This is a genomic window from Streptococcus mitis, from assembly GCF_009496155.1.
Classification (GTDB): domain Bacteria; phylum Bacillota; class Bacilli; order Lactobacillales; family Streptococcaceae; genus Streptococcus; species Streptococcus mitis_BQ.
In genome coordinates this window covers 1-20,724 of sequence record NZ_WIJP01000014.1, presented here as the reverse complement: position 1 = coordinate 20,724, position 20,724 = coordinate 1, and the positions used below count along the sequence as shown (strand labels likewise).

Sequence of the window (20,724 nt, the reverse complement as noted above, 5' to 3'; positions counted from 1 at the left end):
GTTGTGAAGAGTGTTTTTAGGTTGTATCGGTAGGGGCTTACTTTTACCGACAGCACCTTTTATCTCACATCCCTAAAAATCATACCTAAAAACAAACAAAAAGGCTTCAAATTTGAGGCCTTTTTTGGTAGAATAGGTATCATTAAAATGAACTAGGAGGCGCCTATGACTGCTACAAAAATGAACGCTCAAGAAATTATCCAATTTATCGCCAATGCTGAAAAGAAAACCAGTGTTAAAGTAACCTTTGAAGGACAACTCGCAACTGCTGTACCAAGCTCTGTTGTTAAGCTAGGGAATGTCCTATTTGGAGACTGGAAGGACGTGGCTCCGCTTCTCGATGGTTTGGTAGAAAATCAAGACTATGTTGTTGAGCAAGATGCTCGTAATTCTGCAGTTCCCTTGCTAGATAAACGTGCTATCAATGCTCGTATCGAGCCAGGTGCGATTATCCGTGACCAGGTTGAAATTGGAGACAATGCTGTTATCATGATGGGAGCTGTTATCAATATCGGTGCTGAAATTGGTGCAGGAACTATGATTGACATGGGGGCTATCCTTGGTGGTCGTGCTATAGTTGGGAAAAACAGTCACGTTGGTGCAGGAGCGGTTCTTGCAGGTGTGATTGAGCCAGCGAGCGCTGAACCAGTCCGTGTTGGAGACAATGTTCTTATCGGGGCCAACGCAGTGGTTATCGAAGGAGTTCAAATCGGTAGTGGTTCAGTTGTCGCAGCAGGAGCTATCGTTACTCAAGATGTCCCAGAAAACGTAGTAGTAGCAGGTGTTCCAGCTCGTATCATCAAAGAGATTGATGCCCAAACCCAACAAAAAACAGCGCTAGAAGATGCGCTTCGTACCTTGTAATGGTAAAAGAAAAATAGAGGCGGAACCCTTCTTCCAGCCTCTTTCTGCTATATAGGAGGACAGACAGATGTTAGATTTGATTCAGACTAGACGAGATTTGCACCAGATTCCAGAGATTGGCTTGGAGGAGTTCAAGACTCAGTCTTATTTATTGGATGTGATTGAGAAATTGACTGCGGGCAAGGATTTTGTTCAAGTTCGTACTTGGCGGACAGGTATTTTGGTCTACTTGCAGGGAAGTCAGCCAGAGCGTACCATTGGTTGGCGGACAGATATTGATGGTCTGCCTATCGTTGAACAAACAGGACTTCCTTTCGCCTCTCAACACCAAGGTCGCATGCATGCTTGTGGACATGATTTCCATATGACTATTGCTTTGGGCTGTCTTGAGCGCGCCCTTGAGGAGCAACCGAAAAATAATTTGCTTTTCCTATTTCAGCCCGCTGAAGAAAATGAAGCTGGTGGGATGCTCATGTATGAAGATGGCGCTTTTGGAGACTGGCTACCAGATCAATTTTATGGCCTTCATGTTCGACCAGATTTGAAGGTTGGTCAGATTGCGACTAATACTCATACACTCTTTGCAGGGACTTGCGAGGTGAAGATTCGTTTCAAAGGCAAAGGGGGACACGCAGCCTTTCCACATGAAGCTAATGATGCCTTGGTGGCTGCTAGTTACTTTGTGACCCAGGTGCAGTCAGTTGTCAGCCGCAATGTTAACCCAATCGAGGGAGCAGTGGTGACCTTTGGCGTTTTTCAAGCTGGAACAACCAACAATGTCATCACAGACACAGCTTTTTTGCATGGAACTATTCGGGCCTTGACTCAGGATATGAGTCTCTTGGTGCAAAAGCGGGTCAAAACAGTTGCAGAAGGAGTTGCAGCAGCCTTTGATATGGAAGTTGAAGTGGAACTCAAACAAGGTGGTTACCTGCCTGTTGAGAACAATCCAGCCTTGGCGCGTGAACTGATGAACTTCTTTGAAGAAAAAGACGGAATCAATCTGATTGATATAGAACCTGCTATGACAGGTGAGGACTTCGGTTATCTCCTTTCAAAGGTTGATGGCGTGATGTTTTGGCTAGGTATCGATAGTCCCTACGCCCTTCATCACCCTCAGATGAGTCCTAAGGAAGAAGCCTTAGCCATTGGATTGGATGCGGTTTCTAGTTTCCTGAAAAAGAAGGCAGCAGAGTAGAGGAATTGTCTATGAAAGCAGAATTACGCAAGCAAGTCTTGCAAGAAATGAAGTCTTTACCTCAAGAACAAAAACAGGCTATAGACCAAGCTTTAACCGAGCGATTGTTACAACACCCCTTTTACCAAGAAGCTAAAATTATCGCAACCTATCTCTCTTTTCCTCACGAATTTCAAACGCAGGAACTGATTGAGCAGGCGCTGAAGGACGGCAAGAAGGTTCTGATACCCAAAACCTATCCCAAGGGGCGCATGGATTTTGTAGTCTATAATCCGCAACAACTGGTCAAAACTTCCTTTGGCTTACTGGAACCACAGGGAAATTTGGAAGTTGTGGATGCCTCTCAGATTGATTTGATTCATGTTCCTGGTCTGGCTTTTACGACGGAAGGATATCGGATTGGATACGGTGGAGGTTATTATGACCGCTATCTGAAACATTTTTCTGGTCATACTTTGAGTACGATATATCCTTGTCAAATTAAGGACTTTATCCCTGAAAAGCATGATATTCCTGTTCAGGAGGTTTTAATTGATGAAGGAAATCTTTGATAGACGTTATCCTGTGACGAGTTTCTTCCTCTTAGTGACGGCCTTGGTGTTTCTACTAATGTTGGTCACTACAGGCGGAAACTTCGACAAGGCAGACACCCTATTTCGATTTGGAGCCATGTATGGCCCTGCTATTCGCCTCTTTCCTGAGCAGACTTGGCGTCTCTTCTCTGCCATATTTGTTCATATTGGGTGGGAGCATTTCATTGTCAATATGCTTTCGCTCTATTATCTTGGTAGGCAGGTAGAGGAAATTTTCGGATCCAAGAAGTTTTTCTTTCTCTATCTTTTATCAGGAATGATGGGTAATCTCTTTGTTTTTGTATTTAGTCCCAAATCCTTAGCAGCAGGAGCCTCTACCTCTCTCTATGGGCTATTTGCTGCAATTATTGTTCTTCGCTATGCTACTCGCAACCCCTATATCCAACAGCTAGGACAGTCTTATCTGACACTTTTTGTGGTTAACATTATTGGAAGTGTTCTGATTCCAGGAATCAGCCTAGCAGGTCATATCGGTGGTGCAGTTGGCGGAGCATTTCTAGCAGTTATCTTTCCAGTTCGAGGTGAAAGACGGATGTATAGTACCATCCAGAGGTTAGGAGCGGTAGTGTTGTTTGTAGGACTTGCAGTCTTGCTTTTCTACAAGGGAATGGGATTGTGACGACTAATATGTAAACTTGAATAAGAAAAAAGCTACTTAAAAAATGAGTAGCTTTTAATGTGTTTTGGAACCATTCGAAACAACACAGCTCTAAAAATAAGTCGTTGTGTGTAGATGATTTGAGAAAGTGAGCGCCCATTCTATCGTGAAGAAGTCATTTGTAAATAAGGTTTTTTGCAGAAAATTGAGAATGGTGTGCTTTTTTATTTCTTTTGTATTAAGTTTTTAGAATATAGTGTTGTATTAGTCTTATTATATGTATTTTAAAAATAGAAAATGTTATAATATTAGAAATTGATTGAAGAATTATTAGAATAAAAGAGGTATAAAGTTGGAAAATTGTGTTTACATCATTTCAGGCCCTCCTGGTGTTGGGAAAAGCACAGTCAGTAAGGAGTTGGCCTATTCTTTTAAGAAAAGTGCAGTAATTGAAGGCGACATGATTTATTTAATGATTAAAGGAGGACTCGTGGCTCCTTGGGAAGATGATGGTTATTACATGGATTTATTTTGGGATAATATCATCAGTCTGATCAATAATTTCATCGACCGAGGCATTACCGTTGTGATAGAATATGTCATTTTTGAAGAGCAACTAAAGAAAATTGCAACCTTCTTAAAAGAAAAACAAATCAGTTTAAAATACTGTGTCCTGCTGGCTGAAGAAGAAACCTTGAAAAAACGAGATTCCTTAAGGAAAGAAATTGAGAGAACAGGCGATTTATCAATCCAGTCAAGAAATGAGTTCCTAGCTAAAAATATCAAAAAAAATCACTTGCTGTTTACAGATCAGTTAGATGCTAGAGAAACGGCTCGGATCATCAAAACATCAATCAGATTTGTGTTTGAAATTCTGTAGTCAGTGACAAAGTACCAAGATTGCGATGGGAGATTGACAGAGACACCTCAGTAATTTTAAACCGCATGCAATTTTAAAGTAAAAGCATCTCTAGAGAACAAATTTTAGAGATGCTTTTTTACATATGCAAGATGGATTATTCTCCCTCACCCAATTCTTTCCCCAGTTGGATGATGTAATCTTTCAAGTCATCTTTGACTTGTGGGTGTTTGAGGGCATAGTCAATAGATGTTTTCATAAAGCCAAACTTATCCCCAACGTCGTAACGAGATCCTGTAAATTCGCGGGCGAAAACACGTTGAGTTTTATTGAGCGTATCAATAGCATCAGTAAGTTGGATTTCATTTCCAGCACCAGGAGTTTGATTTTCTAAGATATCAAAAATCTCAGGTGTGAGTAGATAGCGACCGATGATTGCCAAATCACTTGGTGCATCTTCGGGAGCTGGTTTTTCTACGAAAGTTTCAACGCTATAGAGTCCATTACTTCCTTCACCCTGAGGAGCGATAACCCCGTATGATGAAACGTCTTCGTGTGGTACAGGCATGACAGCAATGGTTGATGCGTGTGTCTTTTCGTAATCATTCATCAGTTGTTTTGTCAAAGGAACGGCATTCTCATTTGTGATGTCCATAAGGTCATCACCCAGCATAACAACGAAGGGCTCATTCCCTACAAAAGCTTTGGCTTGTAGGACAGCGTCTCCAAGACCGCGAGGGTGAGTTTGGCGAATGAAATGGAGGCGCATACCAGTTGCTTCATCTACCAATTTTAACAAATCTGTTTTGCCTTTTTCCTTAAGATTGTATTCAAGCTCAAAGTTTGAGTCAAAGTGGTCCTCAATAGAACGTTTTGACTTACCAGTGACAACCAGAATATCTTCAATACCTGATTTAAGAGCTTCTTCTACGATAAACTGGATAGTTGGTTTGTCTACAATTGGCAACATTTCTTTGGCAAGGGCCTTGGTTGCTGGTAAAAATCGAGTCCCGAGTCCAGCAGCAGGGATGACTGCTTTTCTAACTTTTGATGTCATAAGAATCCTTTCTCTAGAGGGTTAAGACCACTCATTTTCTGCTTTAAATTCATTGTTCATGATGTCATAAATGGCATCTTTAATATTAGTTCCGTGATAGATAACTTGGTAAATAGCCTGTGTAATTGGCATATAGACTCCAAGTTCTTGCGCTAGTTCATAGGCTGCTCGAGTCGTTGAAATTCCTTCAATCACCATGCCCATATTGGCTTCGATATCAGCTAGGGATTCTCCCCGACCAAGAGCATCTCCAGCTCTCCAGTTACGAGAGTGGACGGAGGTTCCCGTTACGATCAAATCTCCCACACCAGATAAGCCACTATAGGTCAATGGACTGGCACCGAGTGCTACTCCTAAGCGGGTAATTTCTGCCAAGCCTCGAGCGATGATGGCTGCCTTGGCATTGTCACCAAATCCCAAACCGTGTAAAGCTCCAGCACCGACAGCAATAATATTTTTGAGAGCACCGGCAGTTTCGACTCCAATAACATCCGTATTGGTATAAAGTCGGAAGTAGTGATTGCTAAAGAGTTCTTGCACGTATTGAGCTGTTTGTAAATCTTTAGAAGCAGCAGTGATTAAAGTCAGGTCACGCACAATGGTCTCTTCTGCATGGCTAGGTCCTGAGACAACGACAATATCACTGCGGAGCTGTTCAGGAATTTCTTCTTCAAGGATGGTTGATAATCGTTTATGGCTATCAGGTTCTAATCCTTTTGATGCGTGCATGATAATAGCCTTATGTTCCAAGGTTTTTGCAACTTGTTGGGCAACAAGTCGTGTCACTTTTGTTGGGACAACAAACAAAATCGCATCCACATCTTTCAGTGTCTCTGCTAAGTCAGTGTAGGCAATGATTTTGTCATCTAGAAAGACATCTTTAAAGTAGTGTGTATTAGTATGGTGTGTATTAATTTCATTGATTTGTTCGGGAATATTTCCCCAAATACGTACCTCGTGTCCATTGTCATTTAAGACTTGTGAAAGGGCAGTTCCCCAAGAACCAGGCCCTAAGACGGCGACGGTTTGTTTTTTCATGCTTTCCTCCTTAATAGAGTCCTTTTCATTATTCTATCATATTCTAGAGGATTTTGCACTTGCATTACTGGGGTAGTGGAGGATTTGTTATTTCAAAAATATATAAAAACCGAGCCTAAGTATTAAACTCTCAGTCTCGGTTTTGATATTCCTTAAAGAATAGCTAGGTTTATTTCAATTGATCTGTAATGTCTTTTGATAGCAACATTCCCAGATGGTAAGTTTTATTGATATATGCAATGACATCATTGATGTTTTCAGTCGTTTGAATTTTCTCTTTGATATCAGTCCTAAATGTTTCATCCTTTAAAAGTTGTTCTTGGTAGAGTTTTTGCAGTCTCTCCTTCTCGTACTTATTAAGCAGAAAAAGAAACACCAAGCTAATTACAACGAGGATATAAGCATATTGGCTCATAGGAAATCTCCCTGTATGATAAAGAAGTAGTAGTGAGTAGATTGAATTATTCAATTCAAAGTAGCAGAGCAAGTTAGCAAAACTTGATAAGATTTTTGATAGCCCTCTAAATCAAATCGATACTATTTGGTTAGGTGAATTAGTAAAGCGTTTAGGCAAGTCTCCCTAGTTACGACGTATTGTAATAGAAATCGATATTATTTCTATTACAATACTAGTGAAGCAGTTAGCTAGTCCGCATATAAGCGACTAGCGTCCAACAATTAGGAACTTTAGTTCCAATAACTTTAAGATTACGACGTTTTAAGACATAAATCAATCATATTTATGTCCCAGAACTAGTGAAGCGCCTAGCCAAATCTCTGATAGGATTTGGCGTTAGTTACTTAGATTGTTTTGCAATCAAGTAATTTAAAATATTACGACATGAACCAAACCAAATTGATATTATTTGGTTTGGTGAGTTAGTGAAGCGTTTAGGCAATTCGCTATATAGCGATTGCCGTCAAGAGGCTAGGAACTTTAGTTCCAGTCTCTTGTAACGATTTACATCTTCTCTGGCGCTTCTACTCCAAGCAAGCGAAGGGCTTCTTTGAGAACGACTGCGGTTGCGTAGCTGAGGGCTAGACGGCTGTCGCGTTCTGGACTTTCATCTAAGATGCGTGTATGTGCATAATATTTGTTGAAGGCTTGAGCCAGGCTGATTGCAAATTTAGCAATGATAGAAGGTTCAAAGTTATCTGCCGCACGGTTGATAATACGTGGAAAATCTTGGATGAGTTTAATGATTTCCCAACTTTCAGCATCATTCAAGCTATAGTTACCAGCTGTTTCTGGTTTGAAGTTTGCTTTGCGTAAGATAGATTGGATACGAGCGTAGGCGTATTGAACGTAAGGTCCAGTTTCCCCCTCGAAGGACACCATAGCCTCTAGGTCGAAGTCATATCCATTTGTACGGTCGGTTTTGAGGTCATAGAATTTAATGGCACCAACCCCAACAGCATGTGCTACTTGGTCTTTGTTTTCAAGTGCAGGATTTTTAGCCTCGATTTGAGCCTTGGCACGGCTAACAGCTTCTGCAACAGTAGGCTCTAGCAAGATGACATTCCCTTTACGAGTAGAGAGTTTTTTCCCTTCTTTTGTAACCAAACCAAAAGGAACGTGAGTAATGTCGTCACTCCAGTCGTAGCCCATCTCTTGCAAGACGGCTTTGAGCTGTTTAAAGTGGGCAGATTGTTCTTGACCAACGACGTAGATAGATTTGGCAAATTGGTATTCCTTTTTACGGTAAAGGGCTGCAGCCAAGTCACGTGTGATATAGAGAGTTGCTCCATCAGACTTCTTGATAAGGGCTGGATGTTCAATTCCATATTTCTCAAGATTCACAACTTGGGCACCTTCTGATTCAACAAGAAGGCCTTTTTCAGAAAGAATGTCTACAACTGCATCCATCTTATCGTTGTAGAAGGCTTCTCCGTTGTAGCTGTCAAATTCGACTTGTAATTCATTGTACAGGCGGTTAAATTCCACCAAACTTTCATCACGGAACCATTGCCAAAGAGCGAGAGCTTCCTCGTCGCCATTTTCAAGTTTACGGAACCATTCGCGTGCTTCTTCATCCAAGCTAGGGTCATTTTCAGCTTCAGCGTTGATGCGGACATAGAGTTTAAGGAGTTCATCGATTGGATGAGCTTTTACAGCTTCTTCGTCACCCCATTTTTTGTAGGCAACAATCAGCATCCCAAACTGTTTACCCCAGTCTCCCAAATGATTGACCTTGACTGTTTGATAACCGATTTTTTGGAAAATATGTGATAAGCTATCTCCGATAACAGTTGAGCGCAGGTGACCAATAGAAAATGGTTTAGCGATATTGGGACTAGACATGTCGATCACAACATTTTCTTGTTTGCCAATATGTTGGTCAGCATAGTGTTCTTTTTCAGTGATAACAGCTTGCAATACTTGAGCAGAAATGGCAGATTTATCAAGGAAAAAGTTAACGTAAGGTCCCGTTGCAACAACCTTTTCAAAGGCTTGGCTGTTAATCTTTTCAGCCAGTTCAGCCGCAATCAGTTGAGGTGCTTTACGTTCGACCTTTGCAAGAGAAAAAGCAGGGAAAGCGATGTCTCCCATTTCTGAGTTTTTAGGGGTTTCCAGTAAATTTAAAATAGCCTCTTGGTCCAGGCTATCAATGACGCTAGCCAATTCGCTAGCAATCAATTCTTTTGTATTCATTAAGAGCTCCTTTTTGGACTTTTCTACTATTTTATCACAATTTTAAAGAAAGAAGAAAAATTTTTTGAAATCTCCTATTTTTTTGGTATAATATAGTTATAAAAATAGTTATAAATATTCACATAAGAGGATTTTATGAGAAAAAGAGATCGTCATCAGTTAATAAAAAAAATGATTACTGAGGAGAAATTAAGTACACAAAAAGAAATTCAAGATCGGTTGGAGGCGCACAATGTCTTTGTGACGCAGACAACTCTGTCTCGTGATTTGCGCGAAATCGGCTTGACCAAGGTCAAGAAAAATGATATGGTGTATTATGTACTAGCAAATGAGACGGAAAAGATTGATTTGGTTGAATTTTTGTCTCATCATTTAGAAGGTGTTGCAAGAGCAGAGTTTACCTTGGTACTTCATACCAAATTGGGAGAAGCCTCTGTTTTGGCAAATATTGTAGATGCAAACAAGGATGAATGGATTTTAGGAACAGTTGCTGGTGCCAATACCTTATTGGTCATTTGTCGAGACCAGCACGTTGCCAAACTCATGGAAGATCGTTTGCTAGATTTGATGAAAGATAAGTAAGGTCTTGGGAGTTGCTCTCAAGACTTATTTTTGACAAGGAGAGACGGACAATGGCGACAGAAAAGCTATCACCTGGCATGCAACAGTATGTGGATATTAAAAAGCAATATCCAGATGCTTTTTTGCTCTTTCGTATGGGTGATTTTTATGAATTATTTTATGAGGATGCGGTCAATGCTGCGCAGATTCTGGAAATTTCCTTAACGAGTCGCAACAAGAATGCCGACAATCCGATTCCTATGGCGGGTGTTCCCTATCATTCTGCCCAACAGTATATCGATGTCTTGATTGAGCAGGGCTATAAAGTAGCTATTGCAGAGCAGATGGAAGATCCTAAACAAGCAGTTGGGGTTGTGAAACGAGAGGTTGTTCAGGTCATTACACCAGGGACAGTGGTCGATAGCAGTAAGCCGGACAGTCAGAACAACTTCTTGGTTGCTATAGATCGTGATGGAAATCAATTTGGCCTAGCTTATATGGACCTAGTGACGGGTGATTTTTATGTGACAGGTCTTTTGGATTTCACGCTGGTTTGTGGGGAAATCCGCAATCTCAAGGCTCGAGAAGTGGTGCTGGGCTATGACTTGTCTGAGGAAGAGGAACAAATCCTTAGTCGTCAGATGAATCTGGTACTTTCCTATGAAAAAAAAGGCTTTGAAGACCTTCATTTACTGAATTCACGATTAGCAGCTGTGGAGCAAGCGGCATCTAGTAAGTTGCTCCAGTATGTTCATCGAACCCAGATGAGGGAATTGAACCACCTCAAACCTGTTATCCGATATGAAATCAAGGATTTCTTGCAGATGGATTATGCGACCAAGGCTAGTCTGGATTTGGTTGAAAATGCCCGTTCAGGCAAGAAGCAGGGCAGTCTTTTCTGGCTTTTGGATGAAACCAAGACGGCTATGGGCATGCGTCTCTTGCGTTCTTGGATTCATCGTCCCTTGATTGATAAGGAACGAATCGTCCAACGTCAAGAGGTGGTGCAGGTCTTTCTTGACCACTTCTTTGAGCGTAGTGATTTGACAGACAGTCTCAAGGGTGTTTATGATATCGAACGCTTGGCTAGTCGGGTTTCTTTTGGCAAAACCAATCCTAAGGATCTCTTGCAATTGGCGACTACCTTGTCCAGTGTGCCACGGATCCGTGCGATTTTAGAGGGGATGGAGCAACCTGCTCTAGCCTATCTTATCGCACAACTGGATGGAATCCCTGAGTTGGAGAGTTTGATTAGCGCAGCGATTGCTCCTGAAGCTCCTCATGTGATTACAGATGGGGGTATTATCCGGACGGGGTTTGATGAGACTTTGGATAAATACCGCCGAGTGCTCAGAGAAGGGACTAGCTGGATTGCTGAGATTGAGGCTAAGGAGCGAGAAAACTCTGGTATCAGCACGCTTAAGATTGACTACAATAAAAAGGATGGCTACTATTTTCATGTGACCAATTCGCAACTGGGAAATGTGCCTGCTCACTTTTTCCGCAAGGCGACGCTGAAAAATTCAGAACGTTTTGGAACCGAAGAATTGGCCCGTATCGAGGGAGATATGCTTGAGGCGCGTGAGAAGTCAGCCAATCTCGAATACGAAATTTTTATGCGTATTCGTGAGGAAGTCAGCAAGTATATCCAGCGTTTGCAGGCTTTAGCTCAAGGCATTGCGACAGTTGATGTCTTACAGAGTCTAGCAGTTGTGGCTGAAACCCAGCATTTGATTCGACCTGAATTCGGAGATGATTCGCGAATTGATATCCAGAAAGGGCGCCATGCTGTCGTTGAAAAGGTTATGGGGGCTCAGACCTATATTCCAAATACGATTCAGATGGCAGAAGATACCAGTATTCAACTGATTACAGGGCCCAACATGAGCGGAAAGTCAACCTATATGCGTCAGTTAGCCATGACGTCGGTTATGGCCCAGTTGGGTTCTTATGTGCCAGCAGAAAGTGCCCATTTGCCGATTTTTGATGCTATCTTTACTCGTATTGGAGCAGCAGATGACTTGGTTTCAGGTCAATCAACCTTTATGGTAGAGATGATGGAGGCCAACAATGCCATTTCGCATGCGACTAAGAATTCTTTGATTCTCTTTGATGAGTTAGGTCGTGGAACTGCAACTTATGACGGTATGGCTCTTGCTCAGTCTATCATCGAATACATCCATGAGCATATCGGAGCCAAGACCCTCTTTGCGACCCACTACCATGAGTTGACTAGTCTGGAGTCTAGTTTACAACATTTGGTCAATGTCCACGTGGCAACTTTGGAGCAGGATGGGCAGGTCACCTTCCTTCACAAGATTGAACCAGGACCAGCTGACAAATCCTACGGTATCCATGTTGCCAAGATTGCTGGTTTGCCAGCAGCTCTCCTAGCAAGAGCGGATAAGATTTTGACTCAGTTAGAGAATCAAGGGACAGAAAGTCCTGCACCCATGAGACAAACAAGTGCCGTCACTGAACAGATTTCACTCTTTGATACAGCAGAAGAGCATCCTATCCTAGCAGAATTGTCTAAGCTGGATGTTTACAATATGACACCTATGCAGGCTATGAATGTCTTGGTCGAGTTAAAACAAAAATTATAAAGAATGAATTACTTGTCATTCTAGCTATATCAAGGAGACTTCTTTGACAATCCCCCACTTTTTTGCTAGAATAACATCACACAAACAGAATGAAAAGGAGCTGACACATTGTCGCTCCCTTTTGTCTATTTTTTAAGGAGAAAGTATGCTGATTCAGAAAATAAAAACCTACAAGTGGCAGACCTTGGCTTCGCTCCTGATGACAGGCTTGATGGTTGCTAGTTCACTTTTGCAACCGCGTTATCTGCAGGAAGTGTTAGACGCCCTCCTTGCTGGGAAATATGAAGCCATTTATAGTATCGGGGCCTGGTTGATTGGTGTGGCCTTGGTCGGTCTGGTTGCTGGTGGGCTCAATGTTGTCCTTGCAGCCTATATTGCCCAAGGAGTTTCATCCGACCTTCGAGAGGATGCCTTCCGTAAAATTCAAACCTTTTCTTATGCCAATATTGAACAATTTAATGCGGGAAATCTAGTCGTTCGCATGACAAATGATATCAACCAGATTCAGAACGTGGTCATGATGACCTTCCAAATTCTTTTCAGACTTCCCCTCTTGTTCATCGGTTCCTTTATCCTGGCGGTTCAAACCCTACCTTCTCTGTGGTGGGTAATTGTTCTCATGGTAGTCTTGATTTTTGGATTGACTGCCGTCATGATGGGAATGATGGGACCTCGTTTTGCCAAGTTTCAAACCCTACTTGAGCGCATCAATGCCATTGCCAAGGAAAATCTGCGCGGTGTTCGTGTGGTCAAGTCCTTTGTCCAAGAAAAAGAGCAGTCTGCTAAGTTTACGGAGGTTTCAGACGAACTTCTCGGTCAAAACCTTTACATTGGTTATGCCTTTTCAGTAGTGGAACCTTTCATGATGTTGGTCGGTTACGGGGCGGTCTTCCTTTCTATTTGGCTGGTTGCTGGGATGGTTCAGTCGGATCCTTCGGTTGTTGGCTCCATTGCTTCCTTTGTCAATTACCTAAGCCAGATTATCTTTACCATTGTCATGGTTGGATTTTTGGGAAATTCTGTCAGTCGTGCCATGATTTCTCTGCGTCGTATTCGAGAAATTCTTGACGCAGAGCCAGCCATGACCTTCAAGGATGTCCCAGATGAAGAGTTGGTCGGAAGTCTTAGCTTTGAAAATGTGACCTTTACCTATCCAATGGACAAGGAACCGATGCTGAAAGATGTGAGCTTTACTATTGAACCTGGTCAAATGGTTGGTGTAGTAGGAGCGACTGGCGCAGGAAAATCAACCTTGGCTCAATTGATTCCACGTCTCTTTGACCCGCAGGAAGGGACCATCAAAATTGGAGGCAAGGATATTCGAGAAGTGAGTGAAGGAACCCTGCGTAAAGCTGTCTCTATCGTTCTCCAACGTGCCATTCTCTTTAGTGGAACGATTGCAGATAACTTGAGACAGGGTAAAGGAGATGCTACTCTATTTGAAATGGAACGCGCAGCTAATATTGCCCAGGCTAGTGAATTCATTCATCGTATGGAGAAAACCTTTGAAAGTCCAGTTGAGGAACGGGGAACCAATTTCTCAGGTGGACAAAAGCAAAGGATGTCGATTGCGCGTGGGATTGTCAGCAATCCCCGTATCTTGATTTTTGACGATTCGACCTCAGCCTTGGATGCTAAGTCAGAGCGCCTGGCCCAAGAAGCCTTGAATAAGGACTTGAAGGGGACGACAACCATTATCATCGCGCAAAAGATTAGCTCGGTTGTTCATGCAGATAAAATCTTGGTTCTAGATCAAGGGCGATTGATTGGTCAAGGCACGCATGCAGACTTGGTTGCCAACAATGCCGTTTACCGTGAAATCTATGAAACACAGAAAGGAAAGGAGGAGTAAAATGAAGACTGTTCAATTTTTTTGGAATTATTTTAAAGTCTATAAGCTATCATTTGTAGTCGTCATCCTGATGATTGTTCTGGCGACTCTTGCCCAAGCTCTCTTTCCGGTCTTTTCTGGACAAGCGGTGACGCAGCTAGCTAATTTAGTTCAAGCTTATCAAGATGGCAATCCAGAACTTGTTTGGCAAAGCCTAACAGGAATCATGGTCAATCTTGGCCTGCTGGTTTTGGTTCTCTTTATCTCCAGTGTCATATACATGTGTCTCATGACGCGCGTAATTGCAGAATCGACCAATGAGATGCGCAAAGGCCTCTTTGGTAAGCTTGCTCGTTTGACGGTTTCTTTCTTTGACCGCCGACAAGATGGCGATATCCTATCTCGTTTTACTAGTGATTTGGATAATATCCTCCAAGCCTTTAACGAAAGCTTGGTTCAGGTCATGAGCAATATTGTTTTATACCTTGGTCTGATTCTTGTCATGTTTTCGAGAAATGTGACGCTGGCCCTCATCACCATTGCCAGCACACCAGTGGCCTTCCTCATGCTGATTTTCATCGTGAAAATGGCACGCAAATACACCAACCTCCAACAAAAAGAGGTCGGGAAGCTCAATGCCTATATGGATGAGAGTATCTCAGGTCAAAAAGCCGTGATTGTGCAGGGAATTCAAGAGGATATGATGACAGGCTTTCTTGAACAAAATGAGCGCGTGCGCAAGGCAACCTTTAAAGGAAGGATGTTCTCAGGAATTCTGTTCCCTGTCATGAATGGGATGAGTTTGGTTAACACAGCTATCGTCATCTTTGCGGGTTCAGCTTTTCTATTGAATGATAAATCTATTGAAACAAGTACAGCCCTAGGTTTGATTGTTATGTTTGCCCAATTTTCCCAGCAGTACTACCAGCCTATTATCCAAGTTGCAGCTAGTTGGGGAAGTCTTCAGTTGGCCTTTACAGGGGCTGAACGGATTCAGGAAATGTTCGATGCAGAGGAAGAAATCCGACCTGAAAACGCTCCGACCTTCACTCAGTTGCAAGAAGGTGTTGAAATCAGTCACATTGATTTTTCATACTTGCCTGATAAACCTATTTTGAAAGATGTTAGCATTTCTGCCCCTAAAGGTCAGATGACAGCAGTTGTTGGTCCGACAGGGTCAGGGAAAACGACTATTATGAACCTTATCAATCGCTTTTATGATGTTGATGCTGGTGGTATTTATTTTGACGGCAAAGACATTCGTGACTATGATTTAGATAGTCTCAGAAGCAAGGTGGGAATTGTCTTGCAAGATTCGGTTTTATTTAGCGGAACGATTCGAGACAATATCCGTTTTGGTGTGCCAGATGCCAGTCAGGAAATGGTTGAGGCAGCAGCCAAGGCAACCCACATTCACGACTATATCGAAAGTTTGCCTGATAAATATGATACCCTTATCGATGATGACCAGAGCATCTTCTCGACAGGACAAAAACAATTGATTTCTATCGCTCGAACTCTGATGACAGATCCAGAAGTTCTCATTCTCGATGAAGCAACTTCAAACGTAGATACGGTGACAGAAAGCAAGATTCAGCATGCCATGGAGGCGGTTGTAGCAGGCAGAACCAGTTTTGTCATTGCCCATCGCTTGAAAACCATTCTCAATGCAGACCAGATTATTGTCCTTAAAGATGGAGAAGTCATTGAACGTGGTAACCATCATGAACTCTTGAAACTAGGTGGATTCTACTCAGAACTCTATCACAATCAATTTGTCTTCGAATAAGAAAAAAGTTGTCCTATGTGGGCAGCTTTTTCTTGTCCATAAAAAATATTTATCACGGCCTTTAAAAAAACATATTAGACGAAAGTTGTTTTGAGTGATATGATAGGACTATCGTTATACTCAATGAAAATCAAAGAGCAAACTAGGAAGCTAACCGTAGGTTGCTCAAAGCACTGCTTTGAGGTTGTAGATAGAACTGACGAAGTCAGTAACATATATACGGTAAGGCGACGCTGACGTGGTTTGAAGAGATTTTCGAAGAGTATTAACATTCGAAAGGAGAGACATCATGCCTAGAACGGTTGTAGGAGTTGCTGCAAATCTGTGTCCCGTAGATGCAGAAGGCAAAAACATTCATTCATCTGTATCTTGTAGATTCGCAGAGAGCATTCGTCAAGTCGGAGGTCTCCCTTTAGTCATTCCTGTTGGTGATGAGTCAGTCGTGCGCGATTATGTAGAAATGATTGATAAACTCATCTTGACAGGAGGACAAAATGTCCACCCTCAGTTTTATGGAGAGAAAAAGAGCATCGAGAGCGATGATTATAATCTGGTTCGTGATGAGTTTGAACTAGCTCTATTGAAAGAAGCGCTCCGTCAGAATAAACCAATTATGGCAATCTGTCGCGGTGTTCAACTTGTTAATGTTGCCTTTGGAGGAACCCTCAATCAAGAAATCGAAGGTCATTGGCAAGGACTACCTTTCGGAACATCTCACTCTATTGAGACAGTAGAAGGAAGCATGGTGGCCAAGCTATTTGGAAAAGAAAGTCAGGTCAACTCCGTCCATCGTCAAAGTATTAAAGATTTGGCACCTAATTTCCGTGTAACTGCTATTGATCCAAGAGACCAGACCATTGAAGCGATTGAGTCTATCGATGAGCACCGCATTATCGGTTTGCAGTGGCATCCAGAGTTTCTGGTCAATGAAGAAGATGGCAATTTAGAATTATTTGAGTATTTATTGAATGAACTGTAACGACTGGAACATCTAGTCGTTCTTTCTTTTATTATTTCAAAATTTTTGGAATGTGGAATTTTTACGCAAACGTTTGAATTCTGATAAAAATTGGAGAAATTCAACAAAAAAACTTGAAAAAAACGAAGGTAAGCGTTATGATAGAAAAGAAGAAATATTGGAGGAATAACATGTCACATATTAAATTTGATTATTCAAAAGTTTTAGACAAATTTGTTGCACCGCATGAAGTGGAGTACATGCAATCACAAGTAACAGCAGCAGATGAATTGATCCGTAAAGGAACTGGTGCTGGTAGCGACTTCTTGGGATGGTTGGACCTTCCTGAAAACTACGACCGCGAAGAATTTGACCGCATCTTGAAAGCTGCTGAGCAAATCAAGTCAGACAGCGATGTTTTGGTTGTTATCGGTATCGGTGGATCTTACCTTGGTGCTAAAGCAGCAATCGACTTCTTGAACCATCACTTTGCAAACTTGCAAACAAAAGAAGAGCGCAAAGCTCCACAAATCCTTTACGCAGGAAACTCAATCTCATCTACTTATCTTGCTGACTTGGTAGAGTACGTAGCTGATAAAGACTTCTCAGTAAATGTAATTTCTAAATCAGGTACAACAACTGAACCAGCTATCGCTTTCCGTGTCTTCAAAGAACTCTTGGTTAAGAAATACGGTCAAGAAGAAGCCAACAAACGTATCTATGCAACAACTGACCGCCAAAAAGGTGCTGTTAAGGTTGAAGCAGACGCTAACGATTGGGAAACATTTGTTGTTCCAGATGATATCGGTGGACGCTTCTCAGTATTGACAGCCGTTGGTTTGCTTCCAATCGCAGCATCAGGAGCTGACATCAAAGCCCTTATGGAAGGTGCGAATGCAGCTCGCAAAGACTACACTTCAGATAAAATCTCTGAAAACGAAGCTTACCAATACGCAGCAGTTCGTAACATCCTTTACCGTAAAGGCTATGCAACTGAAATCTTGGTAAACTATGAGCCATCACTTCAATACTTCTCAGAGTGGTGGAAACAATTGGCTGGTGAATCAGAAGGAAAAGACCAAAAAGGTATCTACCCAACTTCAGCCAATTTCTCAACTGACTTGCACTCACTTGGTCAATTTATCCAAGAAGGAACTCGTATCATGTTTGAAACAGTTGTCCGTGTTGATAAACCTCGTAAAAACGTGATTATCCCTAGCTTGGAAGAAGACCTTGATGGACTTGGTTACCTTCAAGGAAAAGACGTTGACTTTGTAAACAAAAAAGCAACTGACGGTGTTCTTCTTGCCCACACAGATGGTGATGTACCAAACATGTACGTGACCCTTCCAGAGCAAGATGCTTTCACTCTTGGTTACACTATCTACTTCTTCGAATTGGCAATTGCCCTTTCAGGTTACTTGAATGCCATCAACCCATTTGACCAACCAGGTGTTGAAGCTTACAAACGTAACATGTTTGCCCTTCTTGGAAAACCAGGATTTGAAGAATTGAGCAAAGAACTTAACGCACGTCTATAATAATAGAAGAAAAGAGTGGTTTGTCCACTCTTTTTACTCTCTTTATCCATAGAAATTGGACTCAGCCAAGACTTGTGATATAATATAGAGAGCAAAAAAGGCAGACGCCTAATACTCTTCGAAAATCAAATTCAAACCGCGTCAACGTCGTCTTGCCGTACTCAAGTACAGCCTGCGACTAGTTTCCTAGTTTGCTCTTTGATTTTCATTGAGTATAAAGACTTTATAGGAGAAACTATGTCAAAAGATATCCGCGTACGTTACGCACCAAGTCCAACAGGACTACTACACATCGGAAATGCTCGTACAGCATTGTTCAACTACCTTTACGCCCGTCATCACGGTGGAACTTTTATCATTCGTATTGAAGATACTGACCGTAAACGACATGTCGAAGATGGTGAACGTTCACAGCTTGAAAACCTTCGTTGGTTAGGAATGGATTGGGATGAAAGTCCAGAAACACATGAAAACTACCGCCAGTCTGAACGTTTGGACTTGTATCAAAAATACATCGATCAACTATTAGCTGAAGGAAAAGCCTACAAATCTTACGTTACAGAAGAAGAGTTGGCAGCTGAACGCGAACGCCAAGAAGCAGCTGGTGAAACGCCTCGCTACATCAATGAATACCTTGGTATGAGTGAAGAAGAAAAAGCAACTTACATCGCAGAACGTGAAGCAGCAGGGATCATCCCAACTGTTCGTTTGGCTGTCCATGAGTCAGGTATCTACAAGTGGCATGATATGGTCAAAGGTGATATCGAATTTGAAGGTGGCAATATCGGCGGTGACTGGGTTATCCAAAAGAAAGATGGTTACCCAACATACAACTTTGCCGTTGTTATCGATGACCACGATATGCAAATCTCTCACGTAATCCGTGGAGACGACCACATTGCTAATACACCAAAACAGCTTATGGTTTATGAAGCACTTGGTTGGGAAGCTCCAGAGTTTGGTCACATGACCTTGATTATCAACTCTGAAACTGGAAAAAAATTGTCTAAACGTGACACCAACACCCTTCAGTTTATCGAAGACTACCGTAAAAAAGGGTATTTACCGGAAGCAGTCTTTAACTTTATTGCTCTTCTTGGTTGGAACCCAGGTGGCGAAGATGAAATTTTCTCTCGTGAAGAACTCATTAAACTTTTCGATGAAAACCGCCTCAGCAAGTCTCCAGCAGCCTTTGACCAGAAAAAACTAGACTGGATGAGCAATGATTATATCAAGAATGCAGACCTAGAAACTATCTTTGAAATGGCAAAACCATTCCTTGAAAAAGCAGGCCGTTTGACAGACAAGGCTGAAAAACTAGTTGAGCTCTATAAACCACAAATGAAATCAGTTGACGAAATCGTTCCATTGACAGATCTTTTCTTCTCAGACTTCCCAGAATTGACCGAAGCGGAGCGCGAAGTCATGGTGGGTGAAACAGTCCCAACAGTTCTTGAAGTCTTTAAAGCAAAACTTGAAGCGATGACAGATGATGAATTTGTGACAGAAAATATCTTCCCGCAAATAAAAGCTGTTCAAAAAGAAACAGGTATTAAAGGGAAAAATCTTTTCATGCCTATTCGTATCGCGGTTTCAGGTGAAATGCATGGACCAGAATTGCCAGATACAATTTTCTTGCTTGGACGTGAAAAATCAATTCAGCATATCGAAAACATGCTAAAAGAAATCTCTAAATAAGAAGGATGCAACAATGGACATCTGGGAAAAGATGTACGAAGAAGCACAGAAACTATACAATCCACATGAAGTATCCGCTTTTGTTTATGCCAATCATGTTGTAGCCGCAGTAGAAGCAGAAGATGGGCAAATATTTACAGGTTTCTGTATGGAGGGAACCTGTGGTGTTTTCCACCTCTGTGCAGAACGGGCAGCTCTCTTTAATATGTATCAATTCTCAGGACAAACTAAGGTTAAAAAAGTATTAGCCTTTCGAGACAAATCACCTTATGGTGGAAGTTCAGGAATGCCCTGTGGAGCTTGCAGAGAGTTCCTCTTAGAGTTGAACGCTGAAAATAAGGATGCAGAATTCATGATGGACTACGATAGAAGAAAGACAGTGAAAATCGCAGAACTAATGCCCTATTGGTGGGGAGAAGAACGTGCTTCTAAGTTTAATAATCAATAGAAGAGTCAGTATAATTCTGGCTCTTTTTACTTAACGCTTTTTACTTAACTTGAAAAAAGATTAAAAAAGGTGTTGACAAAGTTTAAAAAGTCTGTATAATAGTAAGAGTTGAAAACAACTCAGGTCCGTTGGTCAAGGGGTTAAGACACCGCCTTTTCACGGCGGTAACACGGGTTCGAATCCCGTACGGACTATGGTATGTTGCAGAAGAAATACTGATTGAAAAAAATAAAAAAAGTTTCAAAAAAGTGTTGACAAGCGAAAGCGACTGTGATATACTAATATAGTTGTCGCTTGAGAGAAGCAAGTGACAAAGACCTTTGAAAACTGAACAAGACGAACCAATGTGCAGGGCACTACAACAATTGTTGTAGTACTGAACAATGAAAAAACAATAAATCTGTCAGTGACAGAAATGAGTGAGAACTCAAA

Annotated in this window: 17 protein-coding genes and 1 tRNA gene; 14 read left to right on the top strand and 4 right to left on the bottom strand. The window is 41.8% G+C overall.

Going from position 1 to position 20,724, the window contains the following annotated elements:
* Positions 1-165: 165 nt before the first annotated feature.
* The 5 genes from dapD to GEZ84_RS08540 all read left to right on the top strand — a co-directional run bounded on the left by dapD (position 166) and on the right by GEZ84_RS08540 (position 4,133).
* The gene (gene dapD / locus GEZ84_RS08560; protein WP_000127460.1) at positions 166-864 is read left to right on the top strand and encodes a 2,3,4,5-tetrahydropyridine-2,6-dicarboxylate N-acetyltransferase; all 699 of its coding nucleotides are present in this window, start codon (positions 166-168) and stop codon (positions 862-864) included.
* 67 nt (positions 865-931) lie between these two features.
* Positions 932-2,062, top strand: coding sequence for an N-acetyldiaminopimelate deacetylase (locus GEZ84_RS08555; protein ID WP_153224221.1), 1,131 nt, complete (start codon positions 932-934; stop codon positions 2,060-2,062).
* Between the two features lie 11 nt (positions 2,063-2,073).
* Entirely contained in the window at positions 2,074-2,613 is a 540-nt protein-coding gene (locus GEZ84_RS08550) for a 5-formyltetrahydrofolate cyclo-ligase (protein WP_153224220.1), read from the top strand.
* Complete coding sequence (locus GEZ84_RS08545; RefSeq protein WP_153224219.1) at positions 2,597-3,274, top strand: rhomboid family intramembrane serine protease; 678 nt, start codon at positions 2,597-2,599, stop codon at positions 3,272-3,274. The genes GEZ84_RS08550 and GEZ84_RS08545 overlap by 17 nt, the downstream gene beginning before the upstream one ends.
* 331 nt (positions 3,275-3,605) lie before the next feature.
* Positions 3,606-4,133 (top strand): AAA family ATPase, encoded by a 528-nt coding sequence (locus tag GEZ84_RS08540; RefSeq protein WP_000426562.1) that lies wholly within the window; start codon positions 3,606-3,608, stop codon positions 4,131-4,133.
* 136 nt (positions 4,134-4,269) lie between these two features.
* Here the strand turns inward: GEZ84_RS08540 and galU are convergent, their stop codons facing one another.
* The 4 genes from galU to argS all read right to left on the bottom strand — a co-directional run bounded on the left by galU (position 4,270) and on the right by argS (position 8,860).
* A complete protein-coding gene (gene galU / locus GEZ84_RS08535) occupies positions 4,270-5,169 on the bottom strand; it encodes a UTP--glucose-1-phosphate uridylyltransferase GalU (protein ID WP_153224218.1) in 900 nt (299 codons plus the stop codon).
* 21 nt (positions 5,170-5,190) lie between these two features.
* Positions 5,191-6,207, bottom strand: coding sequence for an NAD(P)H-dependent glycerol-3-phosphate dehydrogenase (locus GEZ84_RS08530; RefSeq protein ID WP_153224217.1), 1,017 nt, complete (start codon positions 6,205-6,207; stop codon positions 5,191-5,193).
* A gap of 169 nt (positions 6,208-6,376) precedes the next feature.
* Complete coding sequence (locus GEZ84_RS08525; RefSeq protein ID WP_049544515.1) at positions 6,377-6,622, bottom strand: hypothetical protein; 246 nt, start codon at positions 6,620-6,622, stop codon at positions 6,377-6,379.
* A gap of 546 nt (positions 6,623-7,168) precedes the next feature.
* A complete protein-coding gene (argS, locus tag GEZ84_RS08520; protein ID WP_153224216.1) occupies positions 7,169-8,860 on the bottom strand; it encodes an arginine--tRNA ligase in 1,692 nt (563 codons plus the stop codon).
* Between the two features lie 135 nt (positions 8,861-8,995).
* Here argS and argR point away from each other — a divergent pair, with 135 nt between their 5' ends.
* The 9 genes from argR (at position 8,996) to GEZ84_RS08465 (ending at position 20,486) form a co-directional block, all read left to right on the top strand.
* Positions 8,996-9,442, top strand: a complete 447-nt coding sequence (gene argR / locus GEZ84_RS08515) for an arginine repressor (protein ID WP_001231476.1) — start codon at positions 8,996-8,998, stop codon at positions 9,440-9,442.
* Positions 9,443-9,492: 50 nt separating this feature from the next.
* Positions 9,493-12,027, top strand: coding sequence for a DNA mismatch repair protein MutS (gene mutS / locus GEZ84_RS08510; protein ID WP_153224215.1), 2,535 nt, complete (start codon positions 9,493-9,495; stop codon positions 12,025-12,027).
* Positions 12,028-12,172: 145 nt separating this feature from the next.
* Entirely contained in the window at positions 12,173-13,879 is a 1,707-nt protein-coding gene (gene patA, locus GEZ84_RS08505; protein WP_153224214.1) for a multidrug efflux ABC transporter subunit PatA, read from the top strand.
* Position 13,880: 1 nt separating this feature from the next.
* On the top strand, positions 13,881-15,647 hold the full coding sequence (patB, locus tag GEZ84_RS08500) for a multidrug efflux ABC transporter subunit PatB (protein WP_153224213.1): 1,767 nt from the start codon (positions 13,881-13,883) through the stop codon (positions 15,645-15,647).
* A 289-nt stretch (positions 15,648-15,936) separates the two neighbouring features.
* Complete coding sequence (locus GEZ84_RS08490; protein ID WP_153224211.1) at positions 15,937-16,626, top strand: gamma-glutamyl-gamma-aminobutyrate hydrolase family protein; 690 nt, start codon at positions 15,937-15,939, stop codon at positions 16,624-16,626.
* Between the two features lie 170 nt (positions 16,627-16,796).
* Positions 16,797-18,146, top strand: a complete 1,350-nt coding sequence (locus GEZ84_RS08480; protein WP_000018266.1) for a glucose-6-phosphate isomerase — start codon at positions 16,797-16,799, stop codon at positions 18,144-18,146.
* Between the two features lie 237 nt (positions 18,147-18,383).
* Positions 18,384-19,844, top strand: coding sequence for a glutamate--tRNA ligase (gene gltX / locus GEZ84_RS08475; protein WP_153224210.1), 1,461 nt, complete (start codon positions 18,384-18,386; stop codon positions 19,842-19,844).
* 13 nt (positions 19,845-19,857) lie between these two features.
* Positions 19,858-20,292 (top strand): cytidine deaminase family protein, encoded by a 435-nt coding sequence (locus GEZ84_RS08470; protein WP_153224209.1) that lies wholly within the window; start codon positions 19,858-19,860, stop codon positions 20,290-20,292.
* Positions 20,293-20,414: 122 nt separating this feature from the next.
* A tRNA-Glu gene (locus GEZ84_RS08465) sits at positions 20,415-20,486 on the top strand.
* The last annotated feature ends 238 nt before the right edge of the window (positions 20,487-20,724 follow it).

Bases quoted from the DNA above. Each gene is read 5' to 3' on its own strand.
- dapD (WP_000127460.1), top strand. From the start codon at position 166: ATGACTGCTACAAAAATGAACGCTCAAGAAATTATCCAATTTATCGCC.
- GEZ84_RS08555 (WP_153224221.1), top strand. From the start codon at position 932: ATGTTAGATTTGATTCAGACTAGACGAGATTTGCACCAGATTCCAGAG.
- GEZ84_RS08550 (WP_153224220.1), top strand. From the start codon at position 2,074: ATGAAAGCAGAATTACGCAAGCAAGTCTTGCAAGAAATGAAGTCTTTA.
- GEZ84_RS08545 (WP_153224219.1), top strand. From the start codon at position 2,597: ATGAAGGAAATCTTTGATAGACGTTATCCTGTGACGAGTTTCTTCCTC.
- galU (WP_153224218.1), bottom strand. From the start codon at position 5,169: ATGACATCAAAAGTTAGAAAAGCAGTCATCCCTGCTGCTGGACTCGGG.
- GEZ84_RS08530 (WP_153224217.1), bottom strand. From the start codon at position 6,207: ATGAAAAAACAAACCGTCGCCGTCTTAGGGCCTGGTTCTTGGGGAACT.
- GEZ84_RS08525 (WP_049544515.1), bottom strand. From the start codon at position 6,622: ATGAGCCAATATGCTTATATCCTCGTTGTAATTAGCTTGGTGTTTCTT.
- argS (WP_153224216.1), bottom strand. From the start codon at position 8,860: ATGAATACAAAAGAATTGATTGCTAGCGAATTGGCTAGCGTCATTGAT.
- argR (WP_001231476.1), top strand. From the start codon at position 8,996: ATGAGAAAAAGAGATCGTCATCAGTTAATAAAAAAAATGATTACTGAG.
- mutS (WP_153224215.1), top strand. From the start codon at position 9,493: ATGGCGACAGAAAAGCTATCACCTGGCATGCAACAGTATGTGGATATT.
- patA (WP_153224214.1), top strand. From the start codon at position 12,173: ATGCTGATTCAGAAAATAAAAACCTACAAGTGGCAGACCTTGGCTTCG.
- patB (WP_153224213.1), top strand. From the start codon at position 13,881: ATGAAGACTGTTCAATTTTTTTGGAATTATTTTAAAGTCTATAAGCTA.
- GEZ84_RS08490 (WP_153224211.1), top strand. From the start codon at position 15,937: ATGCCTAGAACGGTTGTAGGAGTTGCTGCAAATCTGTGTCCCGTAGAT.
- GEZ84_RS08480 (WP_000018266.1), top strand. From the start codon at position 16,797: ATGTCACATATTAAATTTGATTATTCAAAAGTTTTAGACAAATTTGTT.
- gltX (WP_153224210.1), top strand. From the start codon at position 18,384: ATGTCAAAAGATATCCGCGTACGTTACGCACCAAGTCCAACAGGACTA.
- GEZ84_RS08470 (WP_153224209.1), top strand. From the start codon at position 19,858: ATGGACATCTGGGAAAAGATGTACGAAGAAGCACAGAAACTATACAAT.